15 protein-coding genes, 1 tRNA gene and 1 pseudogene are annotated in these 15175 nt (G+C 72.8%); 7 read left to right on the top strand and 10 right to left on the bottom strand.

The features are described from left to right. Positions 1–20: 20 nt before the first annotated feature. The 3 genes from SNOUR_RS08175 to SNOUR_RS08165 form a co-directional block, all read right to left on the bottom strand. Positions 21–923 carry a transketolase family protein gene (locus tag SNOUR_RS08175; protein WP_067345061.1) on the bottom strand — a complete coding sequence of 301 codons (903 nt, stop codon included), beginning with the start codon at positions 921–923 and terminating at the stop codon, positions 21–23. Between the two features lie 45 nt (positions 924–968). Beyond that, positions 969–1727, bottom strand: a complete 759-nt coding sequence (locus tag SNOUR_RS08170; RefSeq protein WP_067345060.1) for a thiamine pyrophosphate-binding protein — start codon at positions 1725–1727, stop codon at positions 969–971. A gap of 83 nt (positions 1728–1810) precedes the next feature. After that, entirely contained in the window at positions 1811–2104 is a 294-nt protein-coding gene (locus tag SNOUR_RS08165) for a YiaA/YiaB family inner membrane protein (RefSeq protein ID WP_174717854.1), read from the bottom strand. A gap of 174 nt (positions 2105–2278) precedes the next feature. Between SNOUR_RS08165 and SNOUR_RS08160 the strand changes: the two genes are divergently transcribed. From SNOUR_RS08160 to SNOUR_RS08135, 6 genes are all read left to right on the top strand, one after another. Next, positions 2279–2352, top strand: a tRNA-Pro gene (locus tag SNOUR_RS08160). A 622-nt stretch (positions 2353–2974) separates the two neighbouring features. Continuing rightward, positions 2975–3481, top strand: a complete 507-nt coding sequence (locus SNOUR_RS08155; protein WP_067345056.1) for a helix-turn-helix domain-containing protein — start codon at positions 2975–2977, stop codon at positions 3479–3481. A gap of 61 nt (positions 3482–3542) precedes the next feature. Next, complete coding sequence (locus tag SNOUR_RS08150; protein WP_079143372.1) at positions 3543–4115, top strand: hypothetical protein; 573 nt, start codon at positions 3543–3545, stop codon at positions 4113–4115. Further along, positions 4108–5328, top strand: coding sequence for an MAB_1171c family putative transporter (locus tag SNOUR_RS08145; protein WP_067345054.1), 1221 nt, complete (start codon positions 4108–4110; stop codon positions 5326–5328). The genes SNOUR_RS08150 and SNOUR_RS08145 overlap by 8 nt, the downstream gene beginning before the upstream one ends. Before the next feature lie 197 nt (positions 5329–5525). Then, complete coding sequence (locus SNOUR_RS08140; protein WP_067345052.1) at positions 5526–6749, top strand: cytochrome P450 family protein; 1224 nt, start codon at positions 5526–5528, stop codon at positions 6747–6749. A 291-nt stretch (positions 6750–7040) separates the two neighbouring features. Beyond that, the gene (locus SNOUR_RS08135) at positions 7041–8009 is read left to right on the top strand and encodes a D-alanyl-D-alanine carboxypeptidase family protein (RefSeq protein ID WP_312632103.1); all 969 of its coding nucleotides are present in this window, start codon (positions 7041–7043) and stop codon (positions 8007–8009) included. 66 nt (positions 8010–8075) lie between these two features. Here SNOUR_RS08135 and SNOUR_RS08130 read toward each other — a convergent pair whose 3' ends face one another. Together SNOUR_RS08130 and SNOUR_RS08125 are read right to left on the bottom strand one after the other, a co-directional pair. Beyond that, on the bottom strand, positions 8076–8627 hold the full coding sequence (locus tag SNOUR_RS08130) for a DUF309 domain-containing protein (protein WP_067345051.1): 552 nt from the start codon (positions 8625–8627) through the stop codon (positions 8076–8078). A 165-nt stretch (positions 8628–8792) separates the two neighbouring features. After that, entirely contained in the window at positions 8793–9122 is a 330-nt protein-coding gene (locus SNOUR_RS08125) for a DUF427 domain-containing protein (RefSeq protein ID WP_067357877.1), read from the bottom strand. A 124-nt stretch (positions 9123–9246) separates the two neighbouring features. On the opposite strand from SNOUR_RS08125, the gene SNOUR_RS08120 reads away from it, so the two are divergent. Further along, the gene (locus SNOUR_RS08120; protein ID WP_099055664.1) at positions 9247–10527 is read left to right on the top strand and encodes a serine hydrolase domain-containing protein; all 1281 of its coding nucleotides are present in this window, start codon (positions 9247–9249) and stop codon (positions 10525–10527) included. 39 nt (positions 10528–10566) lie between these two features. On the opposite strand, the gene SNOUR_RS08115 is transcribed toward SNOUR_RS08120, so the two are convergent. The 5 genes and pseudogenes from SNOUR_RS08115 to SNOUR_RS08100 form a co-directional block, all read right to left on the bottom strand. After that, positions 10567–11370: a GNAT family N-acetyltransferase gene (locus SNOUR_RS08115; protein ID WP_067345049.1), complete on the bottom strand. Its 804-nt coding sequence runs from the start codon at positions 11368–11370 to the stop codon at positions 10567–10569. 131 nt (positions 11371–11501) lie between these two features. After that, entirely contained in the window at positions 11502–11966 is a 465-nt protein-coding gene (locus tag SNOUR_RS48165) for a thioesterase family protein (RefSeq protein ID WP_312635883.1), read from the bottom strand. 75 nt (positions 11967–12041) lie between these two features. After that, positions 12042–12968 (bottom strand): annotated as a pseudogene (locus tag SNOUR_RS48160) (3-hydroxyacyl-CoA dehydrogenase NAD-binding domain-containing protein); the annotation flags it as partial. Between the two features lie 77 nt (positions 12969–13045). Continuing rightward, the gene (locus SNOUR_RS08105) at positions 13046–13942 is read right to left on the bottom strand and encodes a beta-keto acid cleavage family enzyme (protein WP_067345047.1); all 897 of its coding nucleotides are present in this window, start codon (positions 13940–13942) and stop codon (positions 13046–13048) included. Positions 13943–14275: 333 nt separating this feature from the next. Then, on the bottom strand, positions 14276–15172 hold the full coding sequence (locus SNOUR_RS08100; RefSeq protein WP_067345045.1) for a TetR/AcrR family transcriptional regulator: 897 nt from the start codon (positions 15170–15172) through the stop codon (positions 14276–14278). Positions 15173–15175 lie beyond the last annotated feature (3 nt).

The raw sequence follows: 15175 nt of genomic DNA, 5'->3' as shown, positions 1-15175 counted from the left end.
CCGACCGTCACGATCCGGGTCTACGCGCCCAGGAAACCCGTGATCCGCGCCCGCAGGCCCTGCGGATCGAGCCCGTGCGCCGCCAGGTGCTCGGCGAGCTGCCCGTAGTGGCGCAGCTCCTGGCGGCCGACGCCGAGCCCGAGCACCCGGTGCGGCCGGTCCGCCAGCGCGTCGTTGGCGTGCCGGGTGGAGGTCCCGGCCAGGTACGGCTCGACCAGCACCACGTCCGAGGAGCCGGCCGCCCCGGCGGCGGCCCGCAGCGCCCGGCCGTCGAAGGGCCGCACGGTCGTCGCGTAGAGCACGGTCACGTCCAGCCCCTCGGTGGCGGCCAGCACGCTGTCCAGCATCGGCCCGACGGCGACCACCACCCCGCGGCGCCCCTCCCGCACGGTGTCGAACCCCGCCCCGCCCACCGGCCGCGGCATCTCGTTGACCTGCACGGACAGTCGCACGTACACCTTGTCGTCGCCGGCCGCGGCGGCCTCGCGCAGCAGCGTCTCGGCCTCGTCCGGGTGGCCGGGCACATGCACCGTCCAGTCGTCGAGGGTGTCCAGCAGCGCCACGTCGCCCGGCGCCATATGGGTGAAGCCGCCGCTCGGCCAGTCGTAGGAGGCGCCGGCGCTCACCAGCACCCCGCCGGTGCCCTGGTGGCCGAAGTCCAGCTTGAGCTGCTCGAAGGGGCGCTCCACCAGGAAGCTGGCGAAGGTGTGCAGCACCGGCCGCAGCCCGGCGAGCGCCAGCCCCCCGCCGACGCCGACCAACAGCTGTTCGCGGATGCCGACGTTGACCACCCGCTCGGGGTGCCGCCGGGCCGCGTCCGCGAAGCCGTCGGCGCCGATGTCGGCGAGCACCACGGCCAGCCGCGGGTCCTCGTCCAGCAGCCGCGAGGTGACCGCGGCGAACCGCTCCCGCATGGTGTCCATCACTGAATTCCTCTCGTACGACGGGGTGTTCGGGGGCGGGTGCGGTCAGGCGGCGCGCGCGGGGGCCGTCTGTCGGGCCGGGGCCTTGGGCTCGACCCGCGCGACCACCGCGTGCGGCCGGCCCGGGTGCGGGGCGCGGAACGCCTCGTACAGCGCGCGGTGGTCGCGGCCGTCCACGGTGGTGGCGGACCACCCCGCGGCCTCGAAGCGGGAGGCAATCCCGCCGCGCCAGCCGTGGGTGGCCGAGGAGTTGTCGATGACGAGGGTGTGCAGCCGGTCCAGGCCGGCCGGGCCGGCGAAGGCGAGCGCCTCGTGGTTGCTGCCCTCGTCCAGTTCGGCGTCGCCGATCAGCACCCACACGGCCGGTCCGGTGCGGCCCTGGGCGCGCAGCCCCAGCGCGGTGCCGACGGCCAGCGGCAGCCCGTGTCCGAGCGATCCGCTGCCGATCTCGACACCGGGCACCAGCGTCCGGTCGGGGTGGTGGCCGAGCGGCGAGTCGTACGTGCCGAAGCCCGGCAGCCAGTCGGTGGGGAAGAAGCCCTTGGCGGCCAGCACCGCGTAGTAGGCCATCGGGCCGTGGCCCTTGGAGAGCAGGAAGCGGTCCCGGTCGGGGTCGGCGGCGGTGGCGGGGGAGACCCGCAGCACCCGGTCGTAGAGCACCCACAGGGCGTCGAGGGTGGAGGTGGCCGCCGGGCCGTGCTTCTCGTCGCCGGTCATCAGCCCCATCAGCCGGGGCAGTTCGTCGAATCCGCGGGAGCCGGGCAGGGACCCGGCCGCGGTCGGGTCCGTCGCTGTCGTCGTCATGAGACGGATCATGCAACCTCAAGCAAACTTGAGGTCAAGGTGCGGTCCGCGGATCGGCGACCCGCGGTCCGCCGCGGCCGGGATCAGAGCTGACCCGGCTTGAAGACGTCCTGTTCGATGAGGAGCTTGTCGATCCGGGCCTTGTCCACCCGGTTGGTCACCTCCGTCGCCTCCTGCCGGTCGCGGATGCACTTGGCCAGGGTGAACGCCGACGAGACCACGAAGACCAGCCCCAGCGCGAGGAACGAGCGCTCCCAGGCGCCCACCGGCAGCTTGACGATCCCGATCACCAGCGCCACCAGCGACAGTCCGAACGAGAGCGCGGCCTGCACGAAGAAGGCCGTGGTCGTCGGCCGCTGAATCGATGGAGAAGTCATGCGCGTAGCGTGGCCGCGCGGTGACGCCGCCGCATGAGTACGGGTACTCATCCCGCCCGCCCCGCCACCTGCCCCGTCGCCCGCCCCGGTCGGGAAATGGCAGCACGCACCCTCTGACATGCGGTATTGTTCTCGTGCACGACCGCCCGGGGAACTCCCCGGCGCAGCGGGCACCGGGACGTGGCGCAGCTTGGTAGCGCACTTGACTGGGGGTCAAGGGGTCGCAGGTTCAAATCCTGTCGTCCCGACTCGAAAGAGTCGCAGGTCAGGGGCCGTTTCAGAGAAATCTGGAACGGCCCCTTGATCATTCCTGGGGCCATGCGGGGATCGGCGCACTCGGCTGGTCCGCAGCGCACGCCGTGACCGACGTCGCGCTCCGCCGCCCCGAACGGCGGCGCGTGGTGCACGACGGCGATGCCACTCCGCACGTCGCTCGGTGCGTGCCCCGAGAAGGCGCCCCACGTGGCGGTCGCCGCCAGGTGGCCGGCGCCCGTCCACGCGTTCAACGCCGCGGTGCCGTGGCCGAGTTCGGCGCCGCTGCCGATCACGACCAGGCGCGTGCCCGTGCGGTCCAGCCCCTCCGGCACCGCTGCGGGTGGACGACCCGTCCCCGGGAGTCCTCGACGGGCGAGAACTCCGCGCCGACCACCCGGTGTCCGTAATGGATGTGTTCGGCCCTCGCCCTCCCGATGCGGGGTGAGTCCCGTCATGATCGACGGGTAGTTGTTGCCATGTCACTCAACTCGCGGTTAAGTTCGAGGCTCCTCACTGTCCGTACGTGGACTGGTGCGGCGCGTTCCCGGCGTGTCAGGATGGGGACGTGGCAGCAACGGCCTTAACTGCTCGTTGGGGCGCTGGATTGAACGGGGGATGACAGTGGGGGGCGACAGCCGGCCCAAGGGGGAGGGCAGCGTGCTCGCGGAACGGCTCAACCACCTGTTCGCGCACATGCACCCACCGGGTGCGCCGTACACCAACGCCCATGTGGCCGACGAGATCAGCCAGGGGGCGGCGGAGTACGGCGGGGTCAGGGTCACCGAGCAGTACCTGTCGATGCTCCGCAACGGGCGACGGACCAACCCCGGCCCCGAACTCCTGCGGGCGCTGGCGAAGTTCTTCGCGGTGCCGGTCGGCTACCTGCTGGGGGACCTCTCGCAGCCGCAGGCCGCGCGGGTGGAGGAGGAGGTCCGGTTCCTCGCCGCCATGCGGGACCAACGGGTGCGCGCCATCGCACTGCGCTCGGTCGGGCTGCCCCCGGAGGTGCAGGACAGTCTGACGACGATCATCTCCCAGTTCCGCCAGCAGATGAACCTGCCGGACGGCCCGTCGGAGCAGGGTGGTGATCGGCGTGGCGCACGGCCCGATACAGACCGCTGAGCGCGACCGGATCTTCACTACCTGGCGGCGGGCCGGACACGAGGACGGGACGAGCATGCGAGTGGGGCAGATGCGCAGGCGGTGCAAGCAGCTCATCAAGGAGCTGCGGCTGCCCGCCTCGACCGATCTGCGGGGGATCTGCGACATCGTCGCGGCACGGGTGGAGCGGCCCGTCCACCTGGTGCCGATGAGCCTGGGCGGGGTCGTCTCCGGAATGACCGCCACCACGGACGACGGCTACTGGGTCTTCTACGAGCTCAAGACCTCCCCCTGGCACCAGACCCACATCGTGCTGCACGAACTCAGCCACCTCCTTCTCGGGCACGCCCAGGACCCGGCCGTCACGGAGGACGCGCTGCGGATGTGGACCCCGTCCGTGGACGTCGCCACCGCCATGCGACGGATGGGCCTGACCATGGGCTTCGCCCGGCACCACGGCTACGACAACCTCGCCGAGCGGGAGACCGAAGTGCTCGGCACGCTCCTGATGGAGCACGTGGTGCCCTCCGCGGTGGAGCGGGAACTCCCGCTGGAGGGCCCGGCCGCAGAGGTCGCGGCGGCACTGGGGCCCGCCCTCCAGCACATCCGCCGCCAGCAGGAGGCCACCGGGCCGGAGGAGGAAGCCGGTGTTTGACGTCGTCTACCTCTGCTTCGGGGCCGCGGCCTGGGCGTTAGTGGCCTACAAGGCGGTCGCCTGGTTCCGCGACCGCTCCAACACCGACCTCGGACTCGCCTGCGTGATGACCGGCGGGGTGGCCACGGTCTTCCTCTTCTCCGCACCCAGCCTCTACCGGGAATTCGACCGGCTGGTCGGCGTCGCCAACCTCGCCATGGTCTTCCTCTACTCCTCCGTCGTGGTGTTCGCCGCCGGCGCCCTGGTGCTGCTGCTCCGCTGGACGGCGGGCGAGGGCGAGGCAGCCCGGGTCCGGGCGCGGACCAGGGCGCGGGCCGCGGTCGGCGCGGTGGCGCTGCTGTGGGCGGTGGCCGTGACCGGCTTCGCCGTCGGCCGCCCGGACGCCGTCGAGCATCCCCGGGACTTCAGCACCGCCTACACCGACGCTCCCGGCGTGATGCTCTTCCTTGTGCTCTATCTGGCCATCTTCGGGGCGAGCCTGGCGGGCCTGGGGACGCTCTGCCCGCGCTACGCCGCCCGGCTCGGCGGCTCGTGGCTGGCCCGCGGACTGCGGGTGCTGGCCGCCGGCTGCTGGCTCGGCCTGGTCTACTGCGCCTGCAAGGTCATCGGGTTCGCCCTGTCATGGGCCGGACATCCGGCGCTCTGGCTCTCCAACGGCGTCGCCCCGCTCAGCGCCTCCGTCGCCGCGATCCTCGTCCTCGTCGGCTTCTCCCTGCCCGCGGCCGGCCCGCGGGTCGCCGCCTGGCGCCGGCTGCGCCGCCTGACGCCCCTCTGGCGGACCGTCACCGCGCAGACCCCCGAGGTCACCATGGACGACTCCCGGTGGTCCGGACGCTGGCCCTTCGCCGACCTGGAATGGCGCGCCAACCGCCAGATGGCCGAGATCCGCGACGTGCAACGCGGCATCCGCCGCCATGTCGAGTCCGACGCCATCGACATCGTCCGCGAACGCGCCCGCGCGGTCTCCCTGGATGACCGGCAACTGGCCGCGGTCGCCGAGGCGGCGGCCCTCCGACGCGGCCTGGAGAACCGCGCGGTCGGCCACGTCCCCGCCCACGGGGCCGACAGCGTGGTGGTCGGAGAGGGCCACGAAGCCATCCGACTCACCGCCGAATACGAGCACTTGGCACTGGTCGCGGACGTCTACCACTCGCCGCTGATCGAAACCGTGCTCACCGAGTTGCGGCAGCGCAGCGCCACGGCGCGCAGCTGACCGCGACCCCACGAACGGGGTGGCCCGGTACGGGGGTCCGGGCCTCCCGCTCCGCGCACGGCGGCACCGGCCCACGCGGCCGGTGCCGCCCGGCGCACCCTGCGGGCGGCACTCCACGGATACCGCCTAGGTCCTGTCGTCACATTCCCGTCGCAAGGCAGACGGGAATGTCACGACAGGACATAGGCTCGGATCTCATGCAGAACACCGCCGAGACCGGCCCCGACGCCCGCATCGACACCACCCCGCTCCTGGACGACCCGTACGCCGCCTTGGCCGCCCTGCGCGAGGCCGGCCCGGTGCACCGGATCGCCGGCACCGACGGGCAGCCCGCCTGGCTGGTCACCCGTTACGACGACGTCCGCAGCGCCCTGGCCGACCCCCGGCTCTCGCTCGACAAACGGCATGCCACGCCCGGCAATTATCGTGGCTTCGCCCTGCCGCCCGCCCTCGACGCCAACCTGCTGAACATGGACCCGCCGGACCACACCCGGATCCGCCGCCTGGTCGTCAAGGCGTTCACCCCGCGCCGCGTCGAAGCGCTCCGCGCCCCCGTCCGGCGGATCGCCGACGACCTGCTGGACGCCATGGCGGCCAAGGGCCGCGCGGAACTCGTCGCGGACTACGCCGGACCGCTGCCGATCACCGTCATCTGCGATCTGCTCGGCATCCCCGCCGAGCACCGCCGCGACTTCCTGGCCTGGTCGGACGCGCTCATCACCCCCGACCCCAGCCGCCCGGAGGCGATGAAGCACGCGATCGGCGCGATGCTGGAGTTCTACACCGGACTGATCGCCGCCAAGCGCGCCGAACCCGGCGACGACCTGCTCTCGGACCTCATCGCGGTCCGCGACGACACCGTGGACGGCACCGAAGCCGACCGGCTCAGCGAGGACGAACTGACCTCCCTCGCCTTCCTCATCCTCTTCGCCGGCTACGAGAACACCGTCCAGCTCATCGGCAACGCCGTCCTCGCCCTCCTCGATCACCCCGAACGACTCGCCGCGTTGCGCCGAAATCCAGCCGAACTGACCACCGCCGTCGAGGAGTTCCTCCGCTACGACGGACCGGCCGCCCTGGCCATCCGCCGCTTCCCCGTCGAGGACGTGGAGATCGGCGGCGTCCGCATCCCCGCCGGCGAGAGCGTGCTGCTCTCGATCGCTTCCGCGAACCGTGACCCGAAGCGGTTCCCCGACCCGGACCGGCTGGACCCGACCCGCGAGCTGTCGGGCCACCTCGCCCTCGGGCACGGCATCCACTACTGCCTCGGCGCACCGTTGGCCCGGATGGAGGCGGAGACCGCCATCGACGCGCTCATCAGCCGCTTTCCCGACCTGCGCCTCGACGTCCCGCGGGACGAAGTGCACCACCGGCGGACAATTCGAGCACGTGGCCTGATTTCGCTGCCGGTGGCCTGGTAATCCGGGAACGCACAAGTTTTTGATGCGTAACCGTTCAGTCATGAGGTAGAAAAGTGCTGTGACCCGCCCGGTGTGCATCCCCCGTCGCACCGGGCGGGTCCCTCTTTGCGACTGCGCACATTCCTGGGCCGTGTCCGCGACGTCCCGTCGTCCGCCCGGTACGGCGAGCGGGCGCACCGCGCGCCGCACGGCAGACAGGACCTCACGGACACGCCCTGGCGCATCACCGCCCCGTGGCCCGTCTGGCGCATCCGCGCTGCGCCCACCGCGCACCCTCCTTAGCGTGACCTCATGGCATTCGACGCGCTTGTGTCCAAGAAGGCCGGTGCGCTGGCAATGATCGCCGCCGCCGGTGTGTCCCTCAGCCCCATACCGGCCGACGCCCGACCCGCCGCCGCACCGACGGCCCGTCAGGCCGTGGCCCCCGCACGCCACCTGCCGGGCGGCCTCAGCGCCCTGGCCTGGCTGGTCGCCGACGTCAACACTGGCAAAGTGCTGGCCTCCAAGAACTCGCACCGCAAACTCGCTCCGGCCAGCACCCTGAAAACCCTCTTCGCCGTCACCGTCCTGCCCAAGTTCCCTGCCAGGCGGGTCCGGCAGGTCAGCGCCGGCGACCTCGCCGGCCTCGGCTCGGGCAGCAGCCTCGTCGGCGTCCGCCAAGGACAGAGCTACACCGTCGCCGACCTGTGGAACGGCGTCTTCCTGCGCTCCGGCAACGACGCGGTGCACGTCCTCGCCGCCATGAACGGCGGCTGGTCGGCCACCGCCCGGGAGATGCAACAGACCGCCCGCCGACTCGGCGCCCGCGACACCACGGTCAAATCCCCCGACGGCTACGACGCCCCCGGCCAGGTGTCCTCCGCCTACGACCTGACCGTCTTCGCCCGCGCCGGCCTCGCCAACGAGGACTTCGCCCGCTACTGCTCCACCCCCCGCGTCGCCTTCCCGGCCGCCGGCGGTGGATCCATCCAGATCGAGAACACCAACCGGATACTGGTCGGTTCGCACGGCCTGTCCCGCTACCCCGGCATCATCGGCGTCAAGAACGGCTACACCAGCAAAGCCGGCAACACCCTCGTCGCCGCCGCCCGCCGCAACGGCCACACCCTGATCGCCACCGTGCTCAACCCCCAGTCGGGTGAGCTCAACGGCGTCTACAAGGAAGCCGGCGCGCTGCTGGACTGGGGCTTCGACCATGTGGCGCGCTCCGAACCGGTCGGCCGGAGCGGCCCCGGTGACGACGACGGAGAGGATTCCTGACCCGCCGAACGCCAGGCGGGAACCCGACCGACCGGACGGCCCGCGGCACCGCGGGCCCTCAGGTACTCAACCGCGCAGCCGGGGAGCCGCCCCGGCTGCTGAGACCGGCCCCGCCGGCCCGCCCTCCGGGGAAGTGGCCACACGGCCGATCAGACCACGCGCCCAGGCCGACAACCCACCGACGTCGATTCCGTACGGAGCGGCCTCGGCATACGGAGCGATGGCCGCCACACCCCGCCCCAGGAGCGCCGCACCACCCGCGGCATTGCCGCGCGCCGCGTGCGTGAGCCCCACCGCGAGCTGGGCCAGCCCCCGCCACAGCTCCCGCTCGGCCTCCGGAGCCGCCTTCCAGGCGTCCTCCAGCACCTCATGGGCATGGAACGGCATCCCGGCGTCCAACAGCCGCTGCGCCTCCGCCAGCGACTCGTCCGGCGTGCGGGACACCCCCTCCGGTTGCCGGGCGACACCCGCGGAGCCGTAGGGGAGCGGCCGGCCCAGCCCGTCCCGCGGGCGGGCGTTGCGGGCCCGCCCCTGCTCGTCGCGATCACGGGAGCGGGGCGCCGGGGCGCCGCCCTCCTCGTACCGGGTGCGCTGTCGATGGTCCTCCGGGGCATTCACCCTTCGATTGTGCGCCCCGTGGGGACCGGCGTCGCCATGGGGCCCATGGGTCATGTGGGGGCCCGACGAGACCGGCAGGCTCCCCACGGCACGCGGAGCACGGCGGCGGACCCGGACGGCCGCGGCCGGGCCGTCCGGTCGGCACGGGCGGCGCCGGCGCCCCCGCTAGCCCAACTGCACCTCGTAGAAGCAGAGGTGATCCTTGATCTCCGCGACCTCGGCATGCGGCTCGGGGTAGGCCCAGACCAGATCCTCAGGGCCCTGTTCGAGCGACCAGTAGGAAGCGGTGCCCTTGAACGGGCACACCGTGTGCGTCGTGGAAGGCGTCAGCAGATCCATCCGCACATCTTCCGGCGGCAGGTAGTACCGCACCGGGCAGCCGGTCTCGAAGAGCAGCAGCGGCTGCCGGCTCTCGGCGAGCAACTGCCCCTCCACCACCACCCGGACGTGCTCGGTGCCGTGCTTGATCTCGATGCGATGGCCTTGCGTGGACATCACCCTGATCTCCGTTCGTGAGTCGGACGGGTACCCCCTCAGGGTCGCATCCGGGACGGCTTCAGGGAGATCCCTGAGGCCGGCGAGCCCCGCCATCGGCACAGTGTCGGACATGACTTCGGACATGGCTTCAGACCCGACTTTCCCCGCGCGTTCCGCAGCGGCATCCGCCCACCCTGCCCCGGTCCCGTCCCGCTCCTCCCCGCCCTTCGGCCCGACGCGCCTTTCCCGGCGAGCGGTCGTCGGCGCGGCACTGGCCGGCGCGGCGGCACTCACCGCCATCGGCCCGGCACGTGCCGCCACCGCGGCAACGCCCCGGCCGCTCGCCCACCCGCCCGTCCCGCCCACTCCGCTGCCGCCGCTGGACGTCACGGCCCTGCGCACCGCGATCTCCGATCTGGCCCATCCCGAGGCCACCGGCGCACAGCTGCGCGTCACCGGCTCCGCCGGCAGCTGGTACGGCACCGCCGGCGTCGCCGACCGGGCGAGCGGCCGGCCCGTCCACGAGCACGACACCTTCCGCATCGGCAGCATCACCAAGGTGTTCGTCGCCACGGTGATCCTCCAACTGGCCGCCGAACGCCGGCTCGTGCTCGACGCGCCCGTGCAGCGCTACCTCCCCGGCCTCCTCCCGTCCGCCTTCCCCTCCCTCAGCGCCACCCAGCTGCTGAACCACACCAGCGGCCTGCCCGACGAATCCGGTGCCGGCGTACCGGACCTCTCCACCCCCGAGGCCATCGCCCGCCACCGCTACGACAGATGGACCCCGGAGCAACTGGTGGCCCAGATCGCGTCCGGCCCGATGAAGTTCGCGCCCGGCAGCAAACAGGAGTACCGCGGGATCAACTACGTGCTCCTCGCCCTGCTCGTCGAGCGGCTGACCGGCCGCCGCTACGGCGAAGTGATCACCAGCCGCATCCTGCGCCCGTTCGGTCTGCGGCAGACCTCCGTGCCCGGCAAGGACGTCCGTATCCACGGCCCGCACGTCCACGGCTATCTGCGGATGACCGACGGCAGCCTGCTCGACATCACCGACTACGACCAGACGTCCGCCTGGGGCGAGGGCGAGATGATATCGACCACCGGCGACCTGGACCGCTTCCTGACCGCACTGTTCTCCGGCACGCTGCTGCCGCGGCCGTTCCTGGAGCGCATGTGCACCCTGCCCGCCGGCGTGAGCATGATCGACGGCAGCCCGGCCCGCTACGGCGCCGGCCTGCAGACCGTCACGATGAACGGCATCACGTTCTGGGGCAAGACGGGCGAGCGGTACGGCTACGGCTCCTTCATGGTCGCCACCCGCGACCAGCAGCGCCGCGCGGTGTTCTCCTTCAACCCCACGCACCGGGACGCGACACAGGGCCAGATGACACTCCGCGTGGCCGCGGCACTCACGAAGGGATGAGCCGGGAACGGCTCACGGGCTTCGACGGATACGGGCTGCTCAGCTCCCTGCCGCCTGACGGGTGTTGGGCACAGGGGGCAGGGGGGTGAGGGCGTGTTCGGTGAACCGGCCGCACGGGCGGAAGCCCAGCCGGCGGTAGACGGGCTCGCCGTCCGCGGACGCCTGGAGGACGGCGACGTCGGCGCCCTCGGCGCGGGCCGCGTGCAGTGCGGCCAGGGTGAGCGCGGTGCCGTAACCGCGCCGGCGGTGCTCGGTCAGGGTGCAGATGTTGTAGATCCCGGCGACGCCGGCGTGGTGGAAGACCTCGGCCGAGGCGACCGGACGGCCCGCCGCGTAGCCGACGAGATAGCGGGCCGGACAGTCGGCCGCCAGTGCCTGCGGGGCGGCTCGGTCGTAGAAGCGGAGGACGGTGTCGGCGGGCGGGTTCCAGTTCGCGGCGAGGACCGTGGCGTAGTGCGCGAGCTGATCGGGGGTGGTCACCGGCCGGATGTCGAGCAGATCGGCCGAGGGCGGAGGGAGGGTGTCGTCGAGCGCGGCCCACATGGCCGTTTCGTGGGCGGACGGGGGGAGCCCGGCGGCCGACAGCAGCGTGGTCAGGTCCGCCGGTGTCGAGGCCGGGCCCACCCACCAGGAGAAGGGGCGGCCGATCCCGGCCACCGCCCGCACGGTCGCGGAGATCCGTGCGGGAGCGGCGCCGGGGGCGAAACGGGCCGCGGCGACGACGTTGAAGGTGTCGTCGGCGAGGCCGCTGTCGGCGACCAGGAGATCGGTGGTCTCGGTGACGGTCGCGCCGGCCAGGCTCCGGTGCAGGTGGCAGGCGTGCTCGGCCAGGTTCCGTTCCATCCTGACCGGCAGATCGGAGGTATCGGGGAGAGGAGTTCGCATGGGGTGCATGATCGGTGATCAGAGCACAACCGCGGCCGCGGAGCATGCCGTTTTCGGGGCGCCGGCCGGGCGCGCGGCGCAGCGCCCGGTCAGGCGCCGACCGGGCGGATCCCGTGGCCGGCCCACCGTGGCGCCGGTGCGACGGCGGCGGCGAGCAGGTCGCGGGTGGCGTCGGGGAACGGGACGGCGCAGCCCTGGCGCTGGTCGACGTGGAGGGTGAAGAGCTCCTCGGTCGCCACGGGATCGCCGCTGGGCTCGCCGGCGGGATCACAGCGGTACATCTCGTGGAGGACGCGGAGCTTCTTGGCGGCCACGCCCAGCACCGTGGTGCGGACGGCCAGTTGACTGCCGCGGGGGACCTCGTCGAGATGGCGGACGTGCGCCTCGACGGTGTAGAGGGAGCGGCCGGTGCGCGCGCGGTAGTCGGCGCCGAGGCCGGACGCGTCCATCAGGGCGTCGGTCGCGAAGCCGAAGACCAGGACGTAGTACGCCTCGCTGAGGTGGCCGTTGTAGTCGATCCAGTCCTCTTGGACGACCTGGCGGAAGAGGGGGATCGGGGGGAGGGGGAGGCGCGCGGGGTCGGTGGGGTGGGCTGGCCGTGGTGGGTGTGAGGAGTGCGGGGCGGGGTGGGGGAGACGGCCGGTGGCGCGCAGGACGTTGATGACGCCTTGGTCGCGTGCGGCCACCAGGTCGGCGTGGCTGCGGTCGCCGGCCTCGGTCGCGCAGCCGGCGACCATGGCGTCGCGGAGCGCGCGGTCCAGTTCGGGGGCCTCCAGGCGGGTCCAGGGGGACTTCAGGGAGGGGCCGAAGTGGTCGAGCATATGGGCCATGCCGCCCTCGCCGCCGGCCAGTGCGAACGTCAGACAGGGGCCCATGAACGCCCAGCGCAGGCCCGGGCCTTCGGTGATCGAGGCGTCGATGTCCTCGACGGTGGCCTCGCCGTTGGCCACCATGTGCAGGGCCTCGCGCCACAGCGCTTCCTGGAGGCGGTTGGCGATGAAGCCGGGGAGCTCGCGGTCCATGGTGATGACCGACTTGCCGGCGAGGTCGTAGAAGCGGGACGCCCACGTCACCGCCGCCGGGTCGGTGTGCGTACCGCCGACGACCTCGACGAGCGGGATCAGGTACGGCGGGTTGAAGGGGTGACCGACGACCAGGCGGGACGGGTCGGTCGCGGTGGTCTGCATGTCGGTCATCGGGTAGCCGGAGGTGGAGGAGGCGATGACCGCACCGGGCGGCGCGGCGGCGTCGAGCTCGGCGAGGAGCGAGCGCTTCAACTCCAGCTTCTCCGGGGCGCTTTCCTGGACGAAGTCGGCGTCGGCGACGGCCGTGGCGAGGGTCGGGGCGATCGTCAGCCGGTCCGGGGAGGCGCCGTCGGCGAGGCCCAGCTGTTCCAGGGCGGGCCAGGCGGCGGACACCAGGCGGCAGAGCTTCTCCTCGGCGTCCTCGGCGGGGTCCCAGGCGGTGACGTCGTAGCCGCGGGCGAGGAAGTGGGCGACCCAGCCGCCGCCTATGACGCCGGCGCCGATGCAGGCCACGCGGCGCGCGGACTCGGGGGTGGTGGAGGGGACGAAGGGCATGGGGCGCTGCCTCCTGGGGGGAAAGGGGGACCGGGCGGGGACGGGGCGGCGGCTCAGGCGCGCGGCTTCAGGCCCAGGCGGGCGCGGGCCTGGTCCGGAGTGGCCACGGTGGCACCGAGAAGTTCGGTGATCTGGACGGCGCGTTCGACGAGTTGGGCGTTGGTGGCCTTGATGCCGCGGCTGAGGTGGAGGTTGTCCTCCAGCCCGACGCGGACGTTGCCGCCGAGCAGGATCGACTGGGCGACCCACGGCATCTGCATCCGGCCGAGCGCGAAACTGGCCCACTGGGCACCCTCGGGCAGCATGTTCACCATCGACTGGAGCACCCCCGGGTCGGCCGGGGCACCCCACGGAATCCCCATGCACAGCTGGAAGACGGTGGGGTCGTCCAGCAGCCCTTCGGCGAGCAGCTGCCTGGCGAACCACAGCTGGCCGGTGTCGAAGATCTCCAACTCCGGCCGGACGCCGAGCTCCTGGATCCGCTTGGCGCCCGCGCGCAGCATGTCGGGCGTGGAGACATAGAGCGTCGAGCCGTCGCCGAAGTTGAGGGAGCCGCAGTCCAGGGTGCAGATGTCGGGGAGCAGGTCCTCGACGTGCGGGAGTCGTTCCAGGCCGCCGACCAGGTCGGTGCCGGGCAGCCGGGTGAGCGGGTGTTCCGGGTCGATGACCAGGTCGCCGCCCATCCCGGCGGTGAGGTTGATGACGACGTCGGCGCCGGTCTGCTTGATGCGGTCGACGACCTCGGCGTAGAGGCGCGGGTCGCGGGACGGGTCGCCGGTCTCGGGGTCGCGTACGTGGATGTGCACCACCGCGGCGCCGGCGGCGGCCGCCTCGACGGCGGACGTCGCGATCTGCTCGGGCGTCACGGGGACGTGCGGGGAGCGGCGCACGGTGTCGCCGGCACCGGTGAGGGCGCAGGTGATGATGACCTCGTTGGTGGGCGTGGTCATGGGATCCCTTCGGTCGGAGGGGTGTGCGGGACCCGAGGGGGAGGGGGCGCGCTCGGGCAGGGGCGGTGAGCTGGTCGGCCGTCGGCTGGTGCGTGGCTCTGCTCTTCCGGGCACAGGGCACAGGGCACAGGACACAGGGCGCCGGGCACCCGGCGCGGGCCGCAGGGCCGCAGGGCGGCACACCGGCACGGGGGTTCGTCACGCCCACGGGGCTTATGGGGTGCACGTGGCCGACGGGGACCACGGGGCCCGCAGCGTGCACGGGACCCACGGCCACGGTCGCCACAGGCGCTCGGTGCCGCCGCGGGGGCTCCCGGCGTCCGGTGGCGGTCGTCAGGTGTGGGTCGGGTCGGTGGTCGGGGGCGTCGGTCGGTCGGTGTCCAGTTCGTTCTCCACGAACGTCAGCAGGGCGGCGTGCATGGTGTCGGGGCTGGTGCTGTCCGGGGCGGTGGCCAGGACCTGGGTGGCCAGGCCGTCGATGAGTGCGGTGAGTCGGAGGGCGGTGACGTCGGGGTCGACGGGGCGGAAGACGCCCTGGTCGGTGCCGCGTCGGAGGACGTCGGCGACGGTGCCGCGCCACTGCCGGTAGTAGTGCTCGTGGAGGCGTCCCACGGCGGTGTCGCGGGCGGCCTGGGCCCACAGGTCGAGCCAGACCAGCCACTGTCGGCGTTGCTGCGCGGTGCGCGGGGTCTGCAGGGCGATCAGGTGCAGGAGTTCGGCGCGGGCGTCGGGGGCGGCGGCGAGTCCGGCCGCGCGGCGTTCGGTGTCCTCGTCCATGCACCAGCGGACGGCGGCCTCCAGCAGTTCGTCGCGGCCGGGGAAGTGGTAGTGGACGGCGGCCGGGCTGGTGCCGCAGGCAGCGGCGATGTCGGCGACCCGTACGGCGTGGAAGCCGTGCTCGGCGATCAGGCGGACGGTCTCCCGGACGATCTGCAGCGGGCGACCGCCTTCGGGGACCGCGGCCGGGGCGCGTTCGGCCGGTGCCGCGGGGCGTTCCGGGGCGCCCAGGAGCCAGCCGGTGTCCACCCCGCCGATGTCGGCGATCCGGACGATCTCGGCGAGCGTGAAGCGCCGGGTGCCGCCCAGTGACCGGGACAGCTTGGAGGGGTCCATCACGATCCGGCGGGCGAACTCGCGATGGCTGCAGCCGAGCCGTGCGATCACCTGTCGGACGCGGTCGGTGACGTGTCCGGTGTTGTCGGTGATCCGGCCCCCGGGGTCTTCGTCCATGGC

The sequence above is a fragment of the Streptomyces noursei ATCC 11455 genome (assembly GCF_001704275.1).
In the GTDB taxonomy this organism is placed as follows: Bacteria; Actinomycetota; Actinomycetes; order Streptomycetales; family Streptomycetaceae; genus Streptomyces; species Streptomyces noursei.
This window is presented reverse-complemented; position numbering and strand designations above follow the sequence as displayed.